15 protein-coding genes are annotated in these 21,139 nt (G+C 70.9%); 6 read left to right on the top strand and 9 right to left on the bottom strand.

The features are described 5' to 3' along the window. Nucleotides 1-9 precede the first annotated feature (9 nt). Nucleotides 10-579, top strand: a complete 570-nt coding sequence (locus ACXVUM_RS13770; RefSeq protein ID WP_458522340.1) for a hypothetical protein — start codon at nt 10-12, stop codon at nt 577-579. Here the strand turns inward: ACXVUM_RS13770 and ACXVUM_RS13775 are convergent. The 8 genes from ACXVUM_RS13775 to ACXVUM_RS13810 form a co-directional block, all read right to left on the bottom strand. Continuing rightward, nucleotides 515-1,537, bottom strand: a complete 1,023-nt coding sequence (locus tag ACXVUM_RS13775; protein WP_458522341.1) for a hypothetical protein — start codon at nt 1,535-1,537, stop codon at nt 515-517. The two genes, ACXVUM_RS13770 and ACXVUM_RS13775, sit on opposite strands and share 65 nt — an antisense overlap. Next, the gene (locus ACXVUM_RS13780; RefSeq protein WP_458522342.1) at nt 1,534-2,061 is read right to left on the bottom strand and encodes a WxL domain-containing protein; all 528 of its coding nucleotides are present in this window, start codon (nt 2,059-2,061) and stop codon (nt 1,534-1,536) included. The genes ACXVUM_RS13775 and ACXVUM_RS13780 overlap by 4 nt, the downstream gene beginning before the upstream one ends. A gap of 244 nt (nt 2,062-2,305) precedes the next feature. Beyond that, nucleotides 2,306-2,818 (bottom strand): DinB family protein, encoded by a 513-nt coding sequence (locus ACXVUM_RS13785; protein ID WP_458522343.1) that lies wholly within the window; start codon nt 2,816-2,818, stop codon nt 2,306-2,308. Between the two features lie 41 nt (nt 2,819-2,859). Further along, nucleotides 2,860-4,257 carry an ABC transporter permease gene (locus ACXVUM_RS13790; RefSeq protein WP_458522344.1) on the bottom strand — a complete coding sequence of 466 codons (1,398 nt, stop codon included), beginning with the start codon at nt 4,255-4,257 and terminating at the stop codon, nt 2,860-2,862. A 91-nt stretch (nt 4,258-4,348) separates the two neighbouring features. Further along, nucleotides 4,349-5,119: a heliorhodopsin HeR gene (gene heR / locus ACXVUM_RS13795; RefSeq protein ID WP_458522345.1), complete on the bottom strand. Its 771-nt coding sequence runs from the start codon at nt 5,117-5,119 to the stop codon at nt 4,349-4,351. Between the two features lie 194 nt (nt 5,120-5,313). Next, nucleotides 5,314-6,927, bottom strand: a complete 1,614-nt coding sequence (locus ACXVUM_RS13800) for a carboxylesterase/lipase family protein (RefSeq protein WP_458522346.1) — start codon at nt 6,925-6,927, stop codon at nt 5,314-5,316. A gap of 30 nt (nt 6,928-6,957) precedes the next feature. Next, nucleotides 6,958-7,548: a TetR family transcriptional regulator gene (locus ACXVUM_RS13805; protein ID WP_458522347.1), complete on the bottom strand. Its 591-nt coding sequence runs from the start codon at nt 7,546-7,548 to the stop codon at nt 6,958-6,960. 66 nt (nt 7,549-7,614) lie between these two features. Beyond that, nucleotides 7,615-11,178, bottom strand: a complete 3,564-nt coding sequence (locus tag ACXVUM_RS13810; RefSeq protein WP_458522348.1) for an indolepyruvate ferredoxin oxidoreductase family protein — start codon at nt 11,176-11,178, stop codon at nt 7,615-7,617. A gap of 106 nt (nt 11,179-11,284) precedes the next feature. Between ACXVUM_RS13810 and ACXVUM_RS13815 the strand changes: the two genes are divergently transcribed. The 5 genes from ACXVUM_RS13815 to purH all read left to right on the top strand — a co-directional run bounded on the left by ACXVUM_RS13815 (nt 11,285) and on the right by purH (nt 18,741). Then, nucleotides 11,285-13,342: an acetoacetate--CoA ligase gene (locus ACXVUM_RS13815; protein ID WP_458522349.1), complete on the top strand. Its 2,058-nt coding sequence runs from the start codon at nt 11,285-11,287 to the stop codon at nt 13,340-13,342. A 132-nt stretch (nt 13,343-13,474) separates the two neighbouring features. Next, the gene (locus ACXVUM_RS13820; RefSeq protein WP_458522350.1) at nt 13,475-14,953 is read left to right on the top strand and encodes a DUF5336 domain-containing protein; all 1,479 of its coding nucleotides are present in this window, start codon (nt 13,475-13,477) and stop codon (nt 14,951-14,953) included. A 78-nt stretch (nt 14,954-15,031) separates the two neighbouring features. Then, nucleotides 15,032-16,471, top strand: a complete 1,440-nt coding sequence (locus tag ACXVUM_RS13825) for a cell division protein PerM (protein WP_458522351.1) — start codon at nt 15,032-15,034, stop codon at nt 16,469-16,471. Between the two features lie 90 nt (nt 16,472-16,561). Then, on the top strand, nt 16,562-17,185 hold the full coding sequence (purN, locus tag ACXVUM_RS13830; protein ID WP_458522879.1) for a phosphoribosylglycinamide formyltransferase: 624 nt from the start codon (nt 16,562-16,564) through the stop codon (nt 17,183-17,185). Beyond that, complete coding sequence (gene purH, locus ACXVUM_RS13835) at nt 17,182-18,741, top strand: bifunctional phosphoribosylaminoimidazolecarboxamide formyltransferase/IMP cyclohydrolase (protein ID WP_458522352.1); 1,560 nt, start codon at nt 17,182-17,184, stop codon at nt 18,739-18,741. Before purN ends, purH begins: the two co-directional genes overlap by 4 nt. A 91-nt stretch (nt 18,742-18,832) precedes the next feature. Here purH and ACXVUM_RS13840 read toward each other — a convergent pair whose 3' ends face one another. Next, entirely contained in the window at nt 18,833-20,899 is a 2,067-nt protein-coding gene (locus ACXVUM_RS13840; RefSeq protein WP_458522353.1) for an ArnT family glycosyltransferase, read from the bottom strand. Nucleotides 20,900-21,139: the final 240 nt, after the last annotated feature.

Below are 21,139 nucleotides of genomic sequence, written 5' to 3' on the forward strand. Positions count from 1 at the left end.
GCCGGGGGTGTGGTCGACGACGAGCGCACCCGCGGCGGCGGAGTCGACGACGACTGTGTCGAGGATGCAACCGACGTCGATGTGGACGTCGACGGTGGCGATGCCGACGTGGGGGCCGTGGACAGCGGGGACGGGGCGGTCGCAGTTGTGGTGGTGGGGACCGTCGAGGTCGTCGGCGTGGTGTCCGAGGACGTCGCGACTGACGGTGCGGCGGAGGTCGGTACCGCGGACGGCACCACCACCACGTCCGGCGCGGCGCTCGTCGTCGCGTCGTTGCCCGGCGTGGTCTCGAGAGGGGTCACCGAGACACTCGGCGCGGAGGGCTGGGTGCAGGGCACGGGGGTCGCGGTGACGGTGACGTCGGCAGGGGCGACGGTGGTGGTGGTCGCGGTGGTCACCACACACCCGTCGGGGGGATCCGCGTGGGCGACCGTGGTCCCCACCGTCAGGAGTGCTGTCACCACCCCGCCGACCCAGACGAGTCGGCGAGGCGGTCCCGAGCTCGGTGACACGGTCACGTTCCGCTGCGTCGGCGGCGGATCAGCAGCACCGAGGCGACGACGACGGCCGCAACGATGACGACCCCCGCCACGACCCACACCCACCAGGCGGTGCCACCGTCGCTGTCCGACGATTCGGCGGCACCGGGGAAGGTGATGGTGGTCGAGGTGTCACGTGTGACGACGCCGCTGCTCACGGACACCGATGCCTTCCACGGCCCGGCCGCGAGTGCACGATCGAACGGGAACGTCACCGTCCCTCGGTCGCCCGGCGCGATGGATCCACCGGAACCCGAGACCGGTGCTGCGCTGACACCGCCGGGCCCGTCGCTCAGCGTGACCGTGCCCCGCGGATCCAGCGCTCGCCGGCCGACGTTCTCGATCCCGACCGTCACCTGGGGTGAGCCGTCGGCCGCGCGTCCGGGGGTGACCGCGGCGAGCCGGAAGTCCGCCGGTGGACCGTTGCCCGGTCCCACCGAGAGGTAGACCCGGATGCCGACGCGGGAGACACCGACGATGCCACCGCCCGACGGGGCCGCACCGCGGATCTCCGCCCACACGACCGCATAACGTTCGGTCTCCGTCGCGTCGCGGGGGACCGCGATGCGGACGGTCGCCGTCCGCGCGGCCCGGTCGGGCACGGTGATCGTCGCCGGTGTGACCGACATCCACGACGTCAACTCGTTGGTCGCCCGTCCGTCCTGGACCGTGAACCCTTCGCCGGACGGGATGGTCGCGGCGCCGGGGTACAGGGACACCTGCTGTGGGGAACCGGTGGCGTTGCTGACCTCGAACGTGCGCTCGATGGTGGTGCCCGGCGGGAGATTGTCGACGATGTAGGTCTGTGCGCGCGGATCCTTCTCCAGCGACACCGGCGCCTCGAGCAGCCGGATCCCCAGTCCCGTGCCCGGGGCGCCCGGGGAGGACGACGGCTCGGCGACGGCCGGCGCGCCGGGCGCACCCGTGACGGCGACGAGGCCGCCGACGAGAAGTGCCAGGCAGGTGCGGAGGGTGCGCCGGGACAGCGCGGGGCTCACGCCACCGAGTGGGTGATCGTGCCGGTGTACGTGCCGGCGGTCGCGTTGCTGGGCAGGTTCACCGTGATCGTGGGCGACCACTTCGCGCTGTTGCCCCCGATCACCCCGGTGGCGCTCTGTGCGGTCACCGACGAGCCCATCGGGCCCCCGAGTCCGGGGACGATGACGACGACACCGGTGGGGGTCGCCAGGCCGGGCAGATAGTTGACATTGCTGTTGGCGATCGTCGTGGGCGTGGTGGCGGTGTTCGCGAACGAGGTGCTCGTCGCGCTCGCCACCCAGCCGACGAGGCCGAGACGAGCGTCGGTGACGGTCACGTCGGTGATGCTGCCGGTGGCGGCGCTCGCGGTGACGCTGGTGAACGTCGTCGATGCCGGGGCGGTGATGCTCAGCGCGCCACCGGTCACAGCGAACGTGATGGTGGTGTCGACGGCGGACGCGACTGCCGGCGCGAACAGGGCCGGCGCGACGAGCGCTGCCGTGGCCGCGGCGACGGGGATGGTGAGACGGAGTGACCTGCGCATGACGCGCTCCTGGCGGTGAATGTGGACTTTGCCACTGTGGATAATGTCGTGAAGATAACCCGCCTCCGAATGCCGCGCATCGGAAATACGCCGCATTTCCTGTCATTTCTCGATGGTGAATTCCGCTCACGAAATCGCAGGTGAGGGCGGACTTTGCTTTCTGGACAATGTGAACGATCGGTCGATGTCGTCGCCGGATCGTAGAATCTTGGATTGTTCGGATGAATCAATCACACTTCGCGGGTCATCGGCCGGACGGGCGGTCCTGATCGCGTGCGGCGAGGATCTGCTCACGGAGGATGTCGGCGTGGCCGCAGTGGTGGGCGAGCTCGCGCAGCACGTGCAGGTGAGAGTCCCAGAGCGGGTGCGGTCGGCGGCCGGTCACGATGGTGTCCAGGCTCGTCGAGGCGATCGCGAGCCGGGCCTCCGCGCACGCGGTCAGGTACCCCGACAGCACGGACTCGATGGTGTCGCCGTCGTCGAGCATCCAGGAGTCCTCGGCGGCCTCGGGGAGACCCATGTCGGCTCGGGTCCGGCCGGTGATGTCCTGGTCGTACCAGACGCGGTGGACGAAGGTCACGTGCTTCAGCAGGCCGAGCAGCGTCGTCGCCGACGGCACCAGTGACCGTCGGGCCTCCTCCTCGGTCAGGTCGTCGAGGTGGTGGGCGAGGAGATCACGGTGCTCGTCGATGAGATCGTCGATCCGTCGGCGGACGGGATGTCCGGGGTCGCCGGGTCGCACGGCCAGGTCGTCCATGCCACCAGTAGAACCGACCCGGCCGCGCTCGGCGAGTGTCCCTAGTGCCGCGCGTGTCCGTTCGTCGACGCGTCGGCGACCCGGGGGCGGTTGATCATCTCGCGGACCTGGTGTTCGAGCTCGTCCGTCGCGAGTGCACCGCCGGTCCCGCTGCGGCCCAGTCCGTTCCCACCCAACATGGGGTCGCCACCGAAGTCGGACTCGATGTCGGCGACGGTGTAGTGCGATGTCCGAGCTGTCTCGTCACGGTCCCGGGTCTCGCTGTCCGCGCCGGGGTGGGTGTCGTCGCTGTCCTCGTGCTCGATCGGTCGGGCGTCGCTGTCGAGCCCGTGCGCGGCGAGGATGCGTTCGCGGTCGGCCATGCCCTTCTGCATCATCGCGCCCTGGGCGGCCGCCATCATCGTCGACTTGCCGGCGAGGATGCGGTCGAACTCCTTGCTCTCGCGCCACCGCTTGCCGACTGCCATCGTCACGATGCCGAGCACCGCGTAACCGGCCATCAGCAGGAACGGCTGCCAGTACGGCTCGCCGACGCCGTAGAGGATGCGCTTGATCATCTCGGTGATGCCGTGTCCGACGACGAGCGGGTTCAGGTCGGCGAAGATCCGCGGCACCATCCACGTCGGGTAGGCGGCACCCGACGACGGGATCGACAGGAAGACGAACATCAACAGGGCGACGGCGGTGACGAACCGCCCGAAGAAGTAGGCCAGACCGTTCACGGCGAGGCCGATCGCGAGGATCCACAGGAACGAGATGCCCATCATCTGCCAGATGTGGGACGTGTCGTAGACGCCGATCACCGTCGAGGCGAGGACGTTGGTGAGCACCGAGGCGACCAGCGCGCCGCCGGCGAGGATGCCGACGCGGGTGCGGTGGCTGAGCGGGTTGCCCATCATGCCGATGAACATCGCGACCATGTACCCGCCGATGCACCACGAGAGCATGAGGTACATCGCCCCGAGTCCGTAGGAGTCGCCGGACGGCAGGGGGGCGATGTCGGTGATCGTCGGCGCGGTGCCTGCCCGGGTGAAGGCGGTCGTGAAGGTCGCCTTCATCAATTGCGCCGCCTGGAACTGGTGGGCGCTGGCGATGGTCACCTCCGGCGCGGCTCCTCGGGTCGAGGGGAACGAGACCGCCGCTGCGGCGCTGCCGTCGCGCACGGCGTCGGTCGCCTCGGTGGAGTCCTGGTAGAAGCGGAAGTCGAACATGCCCGGCGAGGCCTTGCTGAACTGCTGGGTGAACTGTGACGCGGCGGGGGAGTTCACGACGGCGACCGGCGCGTCGTGGATCTTCGGCGAGTGGAACGCCGCCAGGTAGCAGAAGCTGAACATGATGAGGAAGAAGACCGGCAGCCACATCTGCAGGCCGATCATCTGCAGGGCCGGGGGCAGTTTCCCGTACTGCGCGCGCCACCGTGTGGTCACCGAGGAGAGCATCGTGGGTCCCTTTCGCCGAGGTCGGGTCAAGTATGAATGGTGTCTACAACTATGTGTAGTACCCAACTAATTCCCGAGTCGGACGGGGGCCTCAGCTCGCGAGTGACCCACCGAAGATCTGCCACGCCAGCAGCGACTTCGCGACCAGGCTGAGGACGAGATACGTCTTCTCGCCGAACGCGTAGCTGCGCCACGGACCGATCTGGCGGTACTGCAGCCACTGGTTGACCGCGAAGGTCGAGAAGAAGACCAGCAGCGAGACGAAGATGCCGACGACGAACCCGGGGACACCGCTCCCGGCGCCGACGAAGTTCACGACGATGACGATCCACGGCACGACGCCGGCGACGGTCCCGAACCAGAACGGCAGCATCGTCGTGTGCTCACGGCCCGGCGGGTTCTCCCGCTCCTGCAGCCAGCCGAAGAAGATCATCGCCACGTTCGCGCCGAACACCGCGATCACGGCGTCGATGTTCGTCACGCCGAAGTAGAAGGCGATGAGCACGATCATGATCGACGCGCTGACCGAGTACTCGATCCAGCGGAAGCGGTTGATCCCGCGTCGCAGGTCGGCCTCGTAGAGACGCCGCCCCACCGTCGCAGTCACGAGGTGGTCGATCGCGGCGAGGGCGAGGAAGACCGCGATCGCGACACCGATCGACACGTCGAACAACTTCTCCGGAGCGGGCGGTGCCGTCCCGGGCGGGCCTGTCGGGAACGTCGACGTGACGGTGATGGAGAAGCCGTTCGACAGCAGCAGCACGGCGATCGCCTGCGCGGCGTGCAGGACCGTCAGCCCGATGTTCCACCGCCACAGGCCCGCCAGGCGCTCGTCGGTGACCCCACTCGCGATCGCAGTCATGAGGTGGACGCTAGACCGGTCCGTGTCGCCGGGGCAGGGGCCTTGCTCGCATCACCGCACGATCGAGACCTCGGGTCGCGGACCGGTCACGCACGGTCGCGTCCACAACCCACACCGATGAGGTGAACCGCGTGCACTGTGTACACGCCGGTGCTCATCGGTGTGGGTTGTGGACGGTTGTTCCGACGGTGGAGTCAGTGCAGGGCGACACCCGACCAGAAGCCGCACTGGTGATCGGCGGAGTGATCGACGATGCGGACACCGGATGAGGTGAAGCCGAGGACGGGTGCAGATCCCGATGTCGTCCGCGGCCACGCAGGTGCGCCTGCGGCGGTCGGGGTGCCTGTGCGTGCGAACGAGGACCAGTACTCGATCATCCTGCGCGACAACGCCGCCTGCGGGTCGCGGGGGACGAGGTCCCGTCCGCCCAGGTCGAAGATGTAGGGCAGATCGTTGGCGTGGAAGGCGGCCTTCGGGATCTGTGACGACGCACCTCCGCTGACGTTCGGCCCCGTCTCGTCGGAGAACTCGTAGCTGTAGACAGGGGCATGCCGCGCGTACTGCCGATTCGCGCGGACCGTGGGACAGGCCCAGCCCGAGTCGGTGAAGGTCCGTGCGAGCGCTGCCGGGGCGGATGTGAACCGCGACAACGGATATCGCTGCGCCACCTGCGATGACCGGTCACCGTACGCGGCGCGGAGATCGGACGGATAGGACGGCGTCGTGTAGGCGGTCGGGTTCGCGGCGAGGGCTCCCGCGGTGAACGCGTCGTTCTCGTCGCGGTTGCCTCCGGACATGAGCGGTACCCGCAGGGTGTCGCCGTCCGCGACGGCGTCGCGCGGATCGCGGGGGAGCAGCGGGGTGCCGAACGCCAGAGCGTCGGAGAAGTTCTCGTTCTGTGTGAGAAGCGTCGACGCGGGTAGCCGTCGCAGGCACTCGAGCGTGCCGGCACCCCGACAGCCGAGTGTGCCCGCGACGTCGGTCCCGGTCGCGACCGCGTCGGCGGCGGACACGTACGGCCGCTGCAGCGGGACGCCGGGATAGAGCGCTCCCGTGGGGAACACGAGTGCGCACGAGCCCGACGACACGATCGCCTTGTCGATCAGGCCGCGCGCCGACGGCGAGGTCAGCGCCGCGCACGTCGACATGCCACCCGCGGACTCGCCGAACACGGTGACGTTGTCCGGGTCACCCCCGAACGCGGCCGCGTTGCGCTGCACCCACCGCAGGGACTCGAGCTGATCGGCGAAGCCGAAGTCGCCGCCGCCCTGCAGATCCTGCATGCCGAGGTACCCGAAGATGCCCAGCCGGTAGTTCACCGTCACCACCATGACGTCTCCCGTGTCGGCCAGACGTCGCGCGTCGTAGGTGGCGCCCGATCCACTCGTGTATCCGCCGCCGTGCCACCACACCATCACCGGGAGTCGTGTCCCGGGCACCGCGGTCCGTGGGGTGGTGACGTTCAGGAAGAGGCAGTCCTCGCTCGGTGCGGGTCGGCCTGGGACGGGGGCGGACTGCTCGCACGGAGCACCCGGGCGAGTGGCGTCCACCCGCGCGTCACGGTTGTCGACGGGCCGCGGCAACGTCCAGCGACGTTCGCCGGTGGGCGGTTGTGCGTACCGCACCCCGAGGAACTGGCGGGTGTCCCCGATGCCGGCGCCGGTGAGCACCCCGCTGCTCGTCGTGACCACGGTGGGGGCGGGCGTCGGTGATGACGGCCGGGTCGACGGTGCGGTCGAACCGCACGCGGCGGTCAACAGGAGTGCTGCCGCGACGATGGCCGTCGCGGCTCGCGACGGGTGGGACATGGCGCCTCCCTGTTGGGTTCGTGTCGTCGGTCAGGCGGGGTCGGCGCACAGGAGTGCGCGCATCGCCGCCTCGATCTCGGGTCCCAGGTCGGTGGTGTCGACGCCGGCGGTGATGCGGGCCAGTGCCTCGTCGAGCGCGGCGCGCAGCATCGCCGCGGCGAGTCGGCCGTCGACCGCGCGGAACTCGCCGTCGCGGTGGCCGCGGTCGACGATGGTCGCGAGCCGGTCGATCTCGTCGGCGTGCTCGCGATGCCCGGCGCGGCCCGGCGCGTCGGGGTCGTCGGACGCGAACAGGGCGGAGAGCACCCGCATCTCGCGAGGATGCTGGGTGTAGAACGCGAGGCTGCCGTGGATCATCGCGGCGATCGCACCCATCGCGGTGCCGGCGGTCTGCGTTCCCGGCGCGACGACCTCACGCCCCAGGGCGTAGACGTGTTCGACGACGGCGTCGAAGAGCGGCGCGCGGCCGTCGACGTGGTAGTTGATGACCCCGCGACTGACCCCGGCGTGCCGCGCGATGCGGACGAGCGACGCCGACCCCACCCCGACCTCGTCGATCACCTCGACCGTTGCCTCGACGAGTTGTCGACGGCGGGCCGTGGCGATGACGGAGGCACTCACGACGACGATCCTGACACCCCCGACAAAAATTTGCCAGGGGTGTCAGAAAACGGACCTCGCCTCGGATCAGACGCCGAGGCGCTCCCGCTGTGTGGCCATCTCCTCGCGGTAGCGCGCGACGTTCGCCATCTTGATGTGCTCGTAGCCGCGGACCATGTCGGGCAGGTCGAGCAGGGCAGCGGCTGCCGGCAGCTCGTCGCGCGACAGGCCGTCGTCCCGCAGCGCCGCGGCGACCGCGCACACCACGTCCCGGTACTCCTCGACGAGCGCGCGCTCGGTGCGGCGGATCTCGGTGCGGCCGAACGGGTCCAGGGCGGTGCCGCGCAGTCGCTTCAGGTGGGCCAACCCGTGCAGCGCCGACTGTGTCGTCGGGCCGAGCGCGATCTTGCGTCGCATCCCCAGTGCGCGCAGGACCGGCGGGTGCAGCCGGACGTCCACGCGGGCGTCGGCACCGAAGGTGTCGGCCACCTCGCGGGCGAACGCGTCGTCGGCGGAGAGGCGGGCGACCTCGTATTCGTCCTTGTACGCCATCAGTTTGTGCAATCCGCGGGCCGCCGCGGCGGTCAGCGCGGTGGACGCATACGGACGTTCGGCGGTGAACACCTGACGGATGTCGTCGACGAACCGTCGCGCGTACCTCTCGCTCTGGTAGCCGACGAGGTCGTCGATGCGCAGCAGCAGCGCGTTGCGCAGCTCGTCGTCGACGTCGCCGAAGCGTGCGACCAGGTCGAGGGCGAACGGGGACGGCTCGTCGACGGGTGCGGCCGGTCGCACCGCGTCGACGGCAGCCGTGACCGCGCCCGGGTCGGCGACGAGTTGCCGCCCGCGACGGAACGCCTGCACGTTCGCGTCGACCGCGACCCCGTTCACGCCGATGGCGGACTCGATGGCGTCGGCCGAGATGGGCAGTGCACCGGTCTGATACGCGACGCCGACCATCAGCATGTTCGCGAACTGCTCGTCGCCGAACAGGGCGGTCGCCGTCGCCGCCGGGTCGACGAAGACGGCGCGCGCGACTTGTTCGGTGACGCGGTCGACGATGCTCGACCGCGCGGGGAACCCGACCGCGGTGTCGATGACCATGGCGCCGGTGGGGATCTCGCTCGTGGACACCACCGCGACGGTGAGGTCGGGGTCGGCGACGCGGATGTTCACCGGGTCGACACCGACGAGCGGATCGCAGGCGAGGTACAGATCGCAGTCCCCGGACGCGACCTTCGCGGCCTGGTCGAGATGCGGCCGCGTCGCCAGCTTGAGGTCGCCGACGACGGCGCCGCCCTTCTGGGCCAGGCCGGTCATGTCGACAGTCCGGGCGTGCAGGCCGTCCAGTGACGCCGCGGTGGCGAGCACCTGGCTGACGGTGACGACGCCGGTGCCGCCGATTCCCGTGGTGCGCATGCGGAATCCGTGGTCGGACAGTCGCGACGGAACGTCGGGCGGCGAGGGGACGACGTCGGCGCCGATGTCGGCCACGCGCGGTCGGGTCACCCCCGCGCCCGGGGTCACCGTCACGAACGACGGGCAGTCGCCGTCGAGGCAGGACATGTCGAGGTTGCAGGAGCTCTGGTCGATCCGCGTCTTGCGGCCGAACTCGGTCTGCACCGGATGCACCGAGAGGCAGTTGCTCTTCTGGCCGCAGTCGCCGCACCCCTCGCAGATGCGCTCGTTGATCATCACGCGCGTCGACGGGGTCGGCGTGGTCCCGCGCTTGCGGCCTCGGCGCTTCTCGGCGGCGCAGTGCTGATCGTGCACCAGGACGGTCACGCCGTCGACGCCGGCGAGTTCGGTCTGCACTGCGAGCATGTCGTCGCGGTGGCGGACCGAGACGCCGGATGCGAGGTCGAGTGCGCGGGTGCGGTCGGGGTCGTCGGAGGTGACGACGACACGGGACACGCCCTCCGCCAGCAGGAGTCGTGTCAGCGGGGCGAGGCCCTGTGCGCCGACGGCGTCCTGCCCGCCGGTCATCGCGACGGTCCCGTTGTAGAGCAGCTTGTAGGTGATGCGTTCACCGGATGCGACCGCCGCGCGCAGCGCCAGCGACCCCGAGTGCATGAAGGTGCCGTCGCCGACGTTCTGTACGAAGTGCTGCTCGCCGACGAACGGCGCGATACCCAGCCACTGCGCGCCCTCGCCACCCATCTGGGTGACGCCGGTGATGTCGCCGACCTGTGCGGGGTCCATCAGCAGAACCATGGCGTGGCAACCGATCCCGGCACCCACGAGTGTGTCGGGCGTGACCTTCGTCGAGCTGTTGTGCGGACAGCCGGAGCAGAAGTAGGGGGTGCGCACCGCGAGCGGCAACTCGATTCGGGTGCGCCGTCGGCTCTGCCGATCCAGCCAGTCGACCGCGGCCGGCACGTGGTGCACCCGTGCCAGACGGTTCGCCAGACCCCGCGTGACCGCGTCGACGTCGAGCTCGCCGAACCGCGAGAACAGGGTCGCGCCCTGCTCGTCGGTCTTGCCCACGATGGACGCCAGACCGCCTGCCCGGGCGCGGTCGAAGAGGATGTCGCGCATCATCGTCTCGATGAAGTCGCGCTTCTCCTCCACGACGATGATCTCGTCGAGACCGCTCACGAACTCGTCGAGGATCGTCCGCTCGAACGGGTAGACCATCCCGAGTTTGAGGATCCGGATGCCGAGACGGCCGAGCTCGTCGTCGCCGACACCGATGAGTCGCAACGCCTCCCGGACGTCGAGGTAGGTCTTGCCGGCCGCGACGATGCCGATGCGGTCGTCGGCGGTGCGCTGCACGATCCGGTTGAGCCGGTTGAGGCGCGCGTACTCCTCGGCGCGCGGCTTGCGGATGGTGAGCTGGTTCTGCTCGAGCTCCATCAACTCCGCTCCGAGCAGTCGGCCGCTCGGGATGTGCGGGCTGTCGCCGAGTGCGCCGAGGTCCGGGACGATGCGATCGGGGGAGATCTCGGCGGTGGAGGCGCCGTCGGCGACGTGGGCGGAGATCTTCAGCGACGTCCACAGTCCCGAGACCCGTGACATCAGTGCGGCGTGGACGCCGAGGTCGAGGATGTCCTGGGAGTCGGCGGGGTAGAGCACCGGCATGTAGAGGTCGGCGAGCGCCATCTCCGACGCGCAGGGCACGGTCGAGCTCTTGGCGCCGGGGTCGTCGCCGACGAGTGCGACGGCACCGCCGCGATGGTGGGTGCCGATCAGGTTGGCGTGCCGCAGCGCGTCGGACGCGCGGTCGAGGCCGGGAGCCTTGCCGTACCAGTAGCCGACGACGCCGTCGCGTGCCGTCCCGTCGGCGGTGGGTGCGAGGGTGGCGACCCGCGCGGCGACCTGCGAGCCCATCACCGAGGTGGCGCCGAGTTCCTCGTTGAGGGCGGGCCGATGGGTGACGTCGAGCGGTGCCAGCAGTGCTCGGCGCCGGGCGAGTTCGAGGTCGAACCCGGCGAGGGGCGATCCCTCGTAACCGGAGACGAACGAGGCGGTGTGCAGACCGTCGCGGCGGTCGATGCGGGCGCGGTCACCGATCATGCGGACCAGCGCCTGGATGCCCGTCAGGTAGACGGTGCCCGACGAGCGGGTGTACCGCTCCTCGAGGGAGGAACGCGGCGTCGCGCCGCTCTCGGGGGTGTCGCCACCGTCGGGACGGTGTGTGGTGAGGGTCATGGGGTCTCCTGGCCTGCTCATATGTGTCCGTCCACGCCCGGGGGTGGTGGGCGACGAGACGGAGTGTTGTGTGTCGGTGTCCACACCGTATGTCGCGAGGTGACCGATGTCACTGACGGCCGCGGGGGATGATGTCGCGGTGACCGAGGACGACGCCGCCACACGAACCGCCTTCGACCGCTTCGTGGCCGAGCAGACCCCGCCGGCCGACGGTGCCCTGCTCGCCGACGACCCGGTCGCTGACTACGCCCGCGTCTGGGAGTGGAGCGTCGAGCGTCCCGCCGAGTTCTGGCGCGCACTGTGGGTCTTCACCGGGATGCACAGCCGGTCCGACGAGCAGATCACCGCGTCCACCCCGCTCGAGAAGGTGCTGGCCTCCGCGGAGATGCCGGGTGCGGTGTGGTTTCCCGGCGTCGAACTCAACTACGTGGACCGCGTGCTCGCCGCGTGCGCGACCGCCGACGGTGAGGCCGCCGCGATCGTCGGGGTCGCGGAGGACGGGACCCGTACCGTGCACACCTGGGCGGATCTGCCCGGCCAGGTCGGGGCGGTCGCGCAGTGGCTCCGCGAGTCCGGCGTGCGCCGAGGCGACGTCGTCGCCGCCTACCTCCCCGACATCGCCGAGGCCATGGTCGCGTTCCTCGCCACGGCATCCATCGGTGCGGTGTGGTCGGGATGTGGTGCCGACTACGCCCCCGAGGGTGCCGCGGCCCGCCTCGGGCAGCTGCGTCCGAAGGTCCTCTTCGTCGCCGACGGCTACCGCTTCGGCGGCCGGTGGCGGGACAAGCGCGCCGACGCACAGGAACTCGTCGACGCGATCGCCACACTCACCGCCGTCGGCACCATCACCACCGCGGCCGACGCGACCCCCTGGACGCTCGGCGGTGTCACGACCGCCGAGATGCGCGCCGTGATGGCCACACCGGCGGATCCGCTCGTCGAGGCCGTGCCGTTCGACCACCCGCTGTGGGTGCTCTTCAGTTCGGGGACCACCGGCCGGCCGAAGGGCATCGTCCACGGCCACGGTGGCGTGGTCCTCGAACACCTCAAGGTGCTGGTGTTGCACGCCGACCTCGTCCCGGGCGACGTCCTGTTCTGGCACACCGCGCTGAGCTGGATGATGTGGAACTACCGCGTCGGCGGGCTGCTCGCGGGGATCGGCGTCGTCTGTTTCAGCGGATCGCCGCTGTACCCCGACGCCGATCGCCTGTGGGAGGTCGTCGAATCCGAGCGCGTCGCCTACTTCGGCACCAGTCCCGGACAGATCCAGGCCTCCCGCAAGGCGGACCTGCGCCCGGGCGAGACGCACGACCTGTCGACGCTGCGGACCGTCGGCAGCACCGGCTCCACGCTGGCCGCCGACCTGTTCGAGTGGATCCCCGACGCCGTCGGCCCCGACGTCACCGTCTCCTCGGTGAGCGGCGGCACCGACGTCGTCACCGCCTTCGCCGGCGGCTCCGTCGGCATACCGGTGGTGCCGGGCGAACTGTCGGTGCGGTACCTCGGGGCGGCGCTGCACAGCTGGTCGCCGGACCGCCGGCCACTCGTCGACGAGGTCGGCGAGATGGTGATCACCGCGCCGATGCCGTCGATGCCGGTCGCGTTCTGGGACGACGAGGACGGTTCGCGGTACCGCTCGGCGTATTTCGAGCACACCTGGGAGGGCGGCGACAGCGACGACACGCCGGTCTGGCGGCACGGGGACTGGGTCACCGTCACCGCCCGCGGGTCCCTGGTGATCCACGGCCGCAGTGACGCGACGCTCAACCGCCACGGCATCCGCATGGGATCCGCCGACATCTACGAGGTGGTCGAGGCGGTGCCCGAGGTCGCCGAGGCGTTCGTCCTCGGCGTCGACGGACCCGACGGCGCCTACTGGATGCCGCTGTTCGTGACGCTGGTCCCCGGGACCGACGGCGGACTCGACGACGCCCTCGCCGACCGGATCCGTGACGCCATCCGCACCCGACTGTCCCCGCGGCACGTCCCCGACGAGATCGTCGAGGCCCCGGGGATCCCGCACACGCGGACCGGGAAGAAGCTCGAGGTGCCGGTCACCGGGATCCTCGCCGGTCGCGACGACGTCGCGCTGGACCCGCGGTCCGTCGACGATCCCGAACTGCTCGGGTTCTATCGACAGGCCGGCGCCGCGCACCGCTGGTGACCTGGGATGATGCACGGATGTACGGCTGTGAACAGGGGATGTGGCCCCCGCCCGGTACGTTAGCGTGGCAGTACGTCCGGGCGCCGGTGCGAGTCGGCGGCCCGACCATCCGATCTCGGTGAGGAGAGTGCAGTGACGTATCCATCCGGTGGGGGCACCGACGAGAACTCCGGGGCGACGCCGTCGCAGCCGGGCCAGCCGCCGTCGCGGCCCGAGGAACAGGCCGGACAGACGGCGTGGGGCCAGTCCCAGCCGGGTGCCGGGCAGGGCCAGTCGCCCTACGGCCAGTCCTACGGCGGGTCGCCCTACGGCCAGTCCTACGGTGCGGGTCAGCCGACCGGCGGCCAGAGCTACGGCGGCCAGGGCTACGGCGGCGGACAGGGATACGGCCAGCAGAGCTACGGCGGCCAGGCCTACGGCGGGTCGCCCTACGGTCAGTCGGGTGCGCAGTCGGGTGGCTCGGCGACGGGCGGATACGGGTCCGGTGGCTACGGCGGCCAGGCCACCACCGGTCAGCCGACCGGGTACGGGGCGCCGTCGGGCTACGGCCAGCCCGGTCAGCAGGGCGGCTACACCGGTCAGCAGGGTCAGACCGGTCAGCAGGGATACGGTGCGCAGCCGGGGTACGGCGGCGCATCGGGGTCGCCCTACGGACAGCCGGGTGGATACGGCCAGGGCTACGGCCAGCAGGGCGGGTACGGCCAGCAACCCGGCTACGGCCAGGGCTACGGACAGCAGCCCGGCTACGGCCAGGGGTACGGGCAGCAGCCGCCGAAGCCCAAGCGTGAGCCGGGGCTCCCCGCCGAGATCGGGAAGTACCTCGTCGCCGTCATCGGCGTCCTCGGCATCGTCAACCTCTTCCTCGGCTTCACCACCGCGGTGAAGTTCGCCGACGGCAGCGACGCCTCGAGCACGCTGTTCCAGTCGGTCGTCGGGTTCCCGCTCATCGCGCTCGCCGCCGCGGGCGTCCTCGCGCTGACCACGCTGCTGCCGAAGCCGATCGGCAAGGTCAGCCCGACAGTGTCGGCGCTCGCCGTGGTGGGTGCGCTGGTGGTCCTGTTCCAGCTGGTGACACTGCCCGAGGTCGTCGACGCGTCGATCGGGCTCATCCTCCTCCTGGTGTTCGGCATCATCGAGGCCATCGCGGCCGTCGTGTGGCTCCTCGTCGAGGGTGGCGTCCTGAAGACCGCCCCGGCGAACACCGGCTCGGGCGACTCGGGTCAGTCGACCGGCACGCCGACCACGCAGGGCACCGCACAGACCCCGTCGGCGGCGCCGACGCAGGCCTACAGCTACGGCGGTGCCACCGGTACCGCGAGCGGCACGGGATCCGGCGAGGGCAGCGCGCAGTCGGGTGCGACCGGTTCGCAGCCGACCGGCTCCACCTCGACGGGGTCGTCGCCCGACACCGGGTCGTCCGCCACGTCGCCGACATCCCAGTCGACCGTCGGGCTGGGCAAGTCGTCCGGCGAGCACCAGTCGGGGTCGTCGTCCGCGCCGTCGAGCGGCGTCCCGGGCGCGCCCACCGCGGGGCCGCAGGGCACCACGCCCCCGGCGTCTCCGTACGGCGATCGCACCCAGTCGTTCCCGGAGCAGACCTCCGGGTCCTGATCGACCACCTCGGGCGTCCGGCCTCGGCTCGGCGCGCCTGACACCGGCGCCGGTGGAGTGATGCGACCCTCAGGGGTGATGGTCACTTCCACCGGCGCCGGTCTGTCCACCCGACTGCGGGAACTCCGACGCGCGCAACGACTCTCCGCGGCGCGTACCGCGGGGTCGACGCGTGAGCTCGTCGTGGTCGCGTTCGGCGTCGGCGCGAGCGTGCTCATCGGCGTCGCCGTGCTCGTCGCCCTCACACTCCTCACCGCCGACGGCGGGATGACCGGTTTCACCGCGGCCATCGGTGCCGTCTGGCTCGCCGCGCACCAGGTGCCGGTGTCGGTCAGCGAGATGACGATCGGTGTGCTGCCGCTGCTCCCGACGATCGGGATCGTCGCGGCTGTCGCCCGCGTCACCGCCCGCGCCGCCGCACGCCGGTCGCGATCGGACACCACCGCAGTCGTGCTCGCTGCGGTGGCAGGGCCCCTGGTCATCACCGTCATCGCCCTCGCGCTGGTCATGGACGGCTCGACAGTCGTGACGGTCGGCGTCCCGAACATCGCGGTGGCGCTCGCCGCCACGGTCGCGGTCCACGGGGTCGGCGCCGGGATCGGCGTGTTGTGGGCCCGCCGGCTCGACCCCGCCGCACCACGACTCCGAGAGGCCATCGGCGCCGCGCCGTGGGCTCCCGCCGCGCTGCGCGGCGCGGCTGTCGGGCTCGTCGCACTGCTCACCGCCGGTGCCGCGCTGCTGGCGGGCAGGATGCTGTGGCGATGGGACGTCGTCGGGGACATCGTCGCCACCGGGCACGGGTTCGTCGGGGGCATCGGTCTGACGCTGCTGTCGATCCTCTACCTGCCGAACATCGTCATCGGTGGCGCCGCCCTGCTCGTCGGGGCCGCGGTGCACGTCGGGCCGGTCGGAGGTGACCTGTTCGGGGCCACGTCCGGATCCGTGCCACCGCTGCCGATCCTGGCCGCCGTCCCGACCGCAGCACCGACCTTCGCCCCGGTGCTCCTGCTCCTCACCGCCGTCGCCGCCCTCGTCACCGCCGTCCGGTCGCCCTACCTCGGACTGCTGCACGCGGTCCGACTCTCCGCGGCGACCGGCGGGCTCATGGCCGTCGCGATGGTCGTGCTCAGCTGGATCGGCGGTGGCGCGCTCGGCCAGCTCGGAACGGCCGGCGCGACCATCCCCGCTGCCGGTCTCTTCACCTTCGGGTGGTGGTTCGTCGTCGGCGTCCTGGTCGCCCTCGTCCGTGCCGCCATGCCGTCCACGCGCCGTGCGCTGCCTGTCACCGACGTGGGGGAGCAGACCGACGGGTGGGACGACGCGCCGGTCAGAGACGACGAGGAGGCCGCTCTCCCCGAGATGCCTGCCGACAGCCCACAGATCCCCGCCGACGACAGTCCGACCGTCGACATCGAGCCCGACGACGTCCCGCAGAGGGCTCCTGCGGCGCTGGTGTTCGGGCACGACGACGACACCGACGGCGAGAGGGACCCCGACGACGACCCGTATCGCCGGTAGTCGACAGTCGGCTCACCCGGCGCAGTAGGCGCGGGGGCGCCCGGTTTAGGCTCGTCGTGTCCGACAGCCGACCGCCGCGAGGAGTCCGTCCTGAACGCCACGTCCCCGCACGACCGGTCGCCGGTCGTGGTGCTGGCCTCGGGGACGGGGACCCTGCTCACCGCGCTTCTCACCGCGACACGTGACGAGGAGTACCCGGCCCGTGTGGTGGCCGTCGTGGTCGACAGGGAGTGTCGCGCCGAGTCTGTGGCCGCCGCATTCGACGTTCCCGTCATCCGGTGTGCCGTCGCCGACCACGCCGATCGCGGCGCATGGGACGTCGCCATCACCGAGGCCGTCGCCCGCCACTCGCCCGCCCTGGTCGTGACGGCGGGGTTCATGAAGATCCTCGGGCCTGCGTTCCTCGAGCGGTTCGGCGGAGCGATCCTGAACTCGCATCCCGCGCTGCTGCCGGCCTTCCCCGGTGCGCACGCCGTGGCCGACGCGCTCGCACACGGCGTCGTCGTCACCGGTGCCACCATCCATCTCGTCGACGACGGCGTCGACACGGGCCCGATCCTCATGCAGGCACCGGTCATGATCGACACCGACGACGACGAGACCTCCCTGCACGACCGCATCAAGAGCGTCGAACACGTCCTGCTCGTCCAGGCCGTCGCCGCGTTCCTGACCAGAGGCGTCACCTCCCACGGACGAAAGGCCCGTTTCTCGTGACCGACGACACCCGTATCCCCCTGCGCCGCGCACTGGTGAGCGTGTACGACAAGTCCGGGCTGGCCGAGCTCGCCGCCGCCCTGCACGCCGCCGGCGTCGAACTCGTGTCGACGGGATCGACGGCCAAGACGATTGCCGCACAGGACATCCCCGTCACCGAGGTGTCCGAGGTGACCGGCTTCCCCGAGTGCCTCGACGGCCGGGTGAAGACGCTGCACCCGCGGGTGCACGCGGGGATCCTCGCCGACCGGCGCAAGGCCGACCACCGGGCCCAACTCGAGGAACTCGACGTCGCCCCGTTCGACCTCGTGGTGGTCAACCTGTACCCCTTCACCGCGACCGTCGCGTCCGGCGCCGGGTTCGACGAGTGCGTCGAGCAGATCGACATCGGCGGACCGTCGATGGTGCGGGCGGCGGCGAAGAACCACCCGTCGGTGGCGGTCGTCGTCAGCCCCGACGACTACGACCGGATCACCTCGGCCGTGTCCGAGGGCGGTTTCGACCTCGCCGCGCGTACCGCGTTGGCGGCGAAGGCCTTCGCGCACACCGCCGCCTACGACGTCGCCGTCGCGGGGTGGCTCTCCGACCAGCTGTCCGGCGAGGAGGCGCCGGCGTTCCTCGGCCGCACCTGGGAACTCGGCTCGTCGTTGCGGTACGGGGAGAACCCGCACCAGCGCGCAGCCGTCTACCGCGACCCCGTCGACACCCACGGCGGTGGCCTCGCGCGCGCCGAGCAGCTGCACGGCAAGGAGATGAGCTACAACAACTACACCGACGCCGACGCGGCATGGCGTGCCGCGCACGACTTCGACGGCCCGGCGGTCGCGATCATCAAGCACGCCAATCCCTGTGGGATCGCCGTCGCCGGTGATGTCGCCACCGCGCATCGCAAGGCCCACGAGTGCGATCCCGTGAGCGCCTACGGCGGTGTCATCGCGACCAACACCACGGTGAGCGTGGCGATGGCCGAGCAGGTCGCCGAGATCTTCACCGAGGTCCTCGTCGCACCCGGGTTCGACGACGGCGCGCTCGGCGTGCTCACCCGCAAGAAGAACATCCGCATCCTGCAGGCGCAGCCGCCGACGCGGGCAGGTGACGAGCTCCGTCCGATCTCCGGCGGGATCCTGGTGCAGCAGCGCGACATCCTCGACGCCGACGGCGACGACCCCGCGAACTGGACGCTCGCGGCGGGTGATCCCGCCGACGACGCCACCCTCGCCGACCTGCGGTTCGCGTGGATCGCGTGCCGGTCGGTGAAGTCGAACGCGATCCTCCTCGCGCACGACGGTGCCTCGGTCGGTGTCGGTATGGGCCAGGTCAACCGCGTCGACTCCGCCGACCTCGCGGTCCGTCGCGCCGGCGACCGGGCCGCGGGCAGCGTGGCGGCGTCGGATGCGTTCTTCCCGTTCCCGGACGGGCTGCAGGTCCTCACCGCCGGCGGTGTGCGGGCGATCGTCCAGCCGGGCGGGTCGATCCGCGACGCCGAGGTGATCGAGGCCGCCGTCGACGCCGGGATCACGCTGTACCTCACGGGTTCTCGGCACTTCGCCCACTGAATCCAGACGTCGACTGGGCGGTTACGGACTCGAGTGGGCGGCTACCCGCCCACTCGACGTCCGCAACCGCCCACTCGACGAGTGGCTCCGGTCAGTGTGACTGCGTGCGCAGGTCGTACACCTCGTAGCTGCCGATCCGGTGGGCGGTGTAGTGGTCCTGCACCCACTCCTGGATCTGCCCGGTCACGCCGCCGGAGCTGAAGCGTCGCAACAGCTGCGCCGCCTGCGCCGCCTGCGTCGGGTCCAGTCCCGGGATCGCGGAGGTGGCCCCGCCCCGTCCCGATCGGCCGCCGCCGGACCCGGTCGAGATGTAGTAGCCGATGTCACCGTCCGCGACGTACTTCTGGAACTGCGCCAGCGTGGGCGCCGGATCGCTCCCGGTGAACCCGCCGATCGCCATGATCGGCGTCCGCGTGGACAACTCGAGTCCGGCCGCCGCCGACGACCGGCTGATCGCCCCGGCCCACCGCGCATGCGACGACTGCAGCATCCGGGTCAACTCGGCCGGGGCGGTGGTGCTCCCGCCGAAGAACGACGCGAACCCGCTGGTGTGCTTGCTGTCGTGTGCCCGGTTCTCCGAGGCGGGATCGGCCGACGGGCTGCCCCCGGTGTGCGCGGTCGCCACGACCTCCGCCGAGTACGCCGCGGGTGCGGCGATGCCGGCGAGACCGATCACCGTCGCGAGCCCCGCCACGACGACACCGGTGCGACGCCCCGGACGAGTTCCCGTGCCGGTCCCGCTCAACCCGAGGACGACGATCGCGACGACGGCCACCACCGTGAGCACGGCCACCGTCCAGGCCAACCACGACTGCCATGTCGGGTCGCGTCGCATGAGCACGAACGACCACCCGCCGGCGGCCGCGGTGATCGCCGCACCGCCGAGGACCGCCGTGACGCGGTGCCGGTCCCGAACACACTGCGCCGCAGCGAGTCCGACGAGGGCGGCGATGGGCGGTGCGATGGCCATCGAGTAGTAGGGGTGGGGGTTGCTCTTCATGTACGAGAGCACGATCCCGTCGACGAGGAGCCAGGCACCGAACAGCACGAACCCGGCGCGGGCGAGATCGGTGCGCGGTGCGCGACCGCGCAGCACGAGTCCGACGACGAGCGCGACGAGCGCCGCGGGCAGCAGCCACGAGATCTCGACACCGAACTCGCCCTGGAACAGTCGCGTGATGCCGGGGTTCTCGGAGAACATCCCGCCGCCGTGGTGGCCTCCGGCGCGGCCGAGGTGCTGCATCAGCTCGTGGGTGAGCGGTGAGTTCATCACCGAGCGCTGGGCGGCGTTGCCGATGTGCTGCTTGCCCTCGATCCGCTCGAGGCCGTTGTACCCGAGGACCAGGTTCATGAACGAGTTGTCGGTGGAGCCGGCGATGTAGGGCCGCGACGACGCCGGCCACGCGATGGTGACGAGGACGTACCACCCCGCGGCGACGATCATCGCGACCGCGGCGAGCAGGAGGTGACCGATACGGCGGCGGACGGTCGTCGGCGCGGCGATGAGGTACACCAGTCCGAGGGCCGGGAGGACCATGAGGCCCTCGAGCATCTTGGCCAGGAACGCGAACCCGACCGCCACACCGGCGAGGGCGAGCCAGCGCATCGAGGCGGTTGCCGTGGCACGCACGGTGCAGTAGGCGGCCGCGGTCATCAACAGGACCATCACCGCGTCGGGGTTGTCGAAGCGGAACATCATCACCGCGACCGGTGTCAGTGCCATCGCGGTGCCGGCGACGAGACCGGCGCCGCGGCCCGCGAGTCGCGTGACCGCGGCGTAGACGAGGGCGACCGTCGCGATCCCCATCAGCGCCTCGGGGATCAGCAGCGACGCACTGGAGTAGCCGAAGATGCGGCCCGAGAGCCCCATCACCCACTGCGACACCGGCGGCTTGTCGACGGTGATGAAGTTCGACGGGTCGATGGAGCCGAAGAACAGGGCCTCCCAGTTGCGGGAACCCGCCCACGCGGCGCCGGCGTAGAAGGTGTTCGCCGACCCGTTGATCGTGATGTTCCAGAGGTAGAGGATCGCGGTGCCCAGGAGCAGCACGGCGAGGGCGATCCGGTCGACCGGTCGGGCGGGGGGAAGTCCGTCCTGGGCGGTCGGCGAGTGCGCGGCCGTGGCAGGGGACGGGGGCGCAGGGGCGTCGATGGTCACGATCGCCACTCTCATGGTCGTCGCTGACGGTCCCGTCAGGGGTTGCTGTGAGGTCGCTGCGAGCACACCGGGCCTCTCGGACTTTCCGGACGATCCCGCCGTCGGTGGGGCGATCCACCCGACCGGGTCGTCGATTCGATGGCAAAGATGTCCAATTCACCCTGTTGCGGACTGTGACGTTCTACGGTGCTGAGGAATGCGACGCGGACAGACGAACGGTCCGCGACGGTGACCGGGCAG

It is taken from the genome of Williamsia sp. SKLECPSW1, assembly GCF_054332755.1.

Excerpts from the sequence above, each read along its gene's own strand:
- ACXVUM_RS13780 (WP_458522342.1), bottom strand. The coding sequence starts at position 2,061 with ATGCGCAGGTCACTCCGTCTCACCATCCCCGTCGCCGCGGCCACGGCA.
- ACXVUM_RS13785 (WP_458522343.1), bottom strand. The coding sequence starts at position 2,818 with ATGGACGACCTGGCCGTGCGACCCGGCGACCCCGGACATCCCGTCCGC.
- ACXVUM_RS13790 (WP_458522344.1), bottom strand. The coding sequence starts at position 4,257 with ATGCTCTCCTCGGTGACCACACGGTGGCGCGCGCAGTACGGGAAACTG.
- heR (WP_458522345.1), bottom strand. The coding sequence starts at position 5,119 with ATGACTGCGATCGCGAGTGGGGTCACCGACGAGCGCCTGGCGGGCCTG.
- ACXVUM_RS13800 (WP_458522346.1), bottom strand. The coding sequence starts at position 6,927 with ATGTCCCACCCGTCGCGAGCCGCGACGGCCATCGTCGCGGCAGCACTC.
- ACXVUM_RS13810 (WP_458522348.1), bottom strand. The coding sequence starts at position 11,178 with ATGACCCTCACCACACACCGTCCCGACGGTGGCGACACCCCCGAGAGC.
- ACXVUM_RS13815 (WP_458522349.1), top strand. The coding sequence starts at position 11,285 with ATGTCACTGACGGCCGCGGGGGATGATGTCGCGGTGACCGAGGACGAC.
- ACXVUM_RS13825 (WP_458522351.1), top strand. The coding sequence starts at position 15,032 with ATGGTCACTTCCACCGGCGCCGGTCTGTCCACCCGACTGCGGGAACTC.